1 protein-coding gene is annotated in these 1,034 nt (G+C 69.0%); it reads right to left on the reverse strand.

Annotated elements, in window-relative coordinates:
• On the reverse strand, positions 1-1,034 hold a 1,034-nt coding region (glyA, locus tag AC1D0A_RS21920), incomplete at both ends, for a serine hydroxymethyltransferase (RefSeq protein ID WP_476946835.1).

The raw sequence follows: 1,034 nt of genomic DNA on the forward strand, positions 1-1,034 counted from the left end.
CGCGGATCGAACGGGACGGCGTTGCGGTTGACGGTGATGTCGATTTCCGCGAGCCGGTCCTCGGCCTGCTGACCGTTGAGCTCGCAGTCGCGCAGGTCCACGAGGACCAGGTGCACGTCGGTGCCGCCGGAGATCACGTTGATCCCCTGCGCGGTCACGTCGTCCTGGACCAGCCGYTCGGCAAGGATCCGGGCACCGGCCAGCACACGCTCCTGGCGTTCCCTGAACTCTTCGGACGCGGCGATCTTGAAGGCCACGGCCTTGCCGGCGATGACGTGCTCCAGCGGGCCGCCCTGCTGCCCGGGGAACACCGCCGAGTTGATCTTCTTGGCGATCTCGGCGTCGTTGGAGAGGATGATGCCGCCGCGCGGACCCGCGAGGGTCTTGTGCGTCGTGGAGGTCGTGACGTGCGCGTGCGGGACCGGGGWCGGGTGCAGCCCGGCCGCGACGAGCCCGGCGAAGTGCGCCATGTCCACCATCAGATACGCGCCCACCGAGTCSGCGATCCGGCGGAACTCGGCGAAGTCCAGCCGGCGGGCGTACGCGGACCAGCCGGCCACGATCAGCGCCGGCTTGTGCTCCTGGGCCAGGCGCTCGACCTCGGCCATGTCGATCCGGTGGTCCTCYTCACGGACCTGGTACGGGACGACGTTGTACAGCCGGCCGGAGAAGTTGATCCGCATGCCGTGGGTCAGGTGCCCGCCGTGCGCCAGGTTCAGGCCCATGATGGTGTCCCCGGGCCGGATCAGGGCGTGCATCACCGAGGCGTTCGCCTGCGCGCCGGAGTGCGGCTGCACGTTCGCGTACCCGGCGCCGAACAGGGCCTTGACCCGGTCGATCGCGAGCTGCTCGACCACGTCAACATGCTCGCAGCCGCCGTAGTAGCGCTTGCCCGGGTAGCCCTCGGCGTACTTGTTCGTCAGCACCGAACCCTGCGCCTGCATCACAGCCCTCGCGGTGTGGTTCTCCGAGGCGATCATCTCCAAACCGTCACGCTGCCGGCTGAGTTCGGCGTCGATCTTCGCGGCGATCTC

It is taken from the genome of Arthrobacter sp. P1_D4, assembly GCF_056406115.1.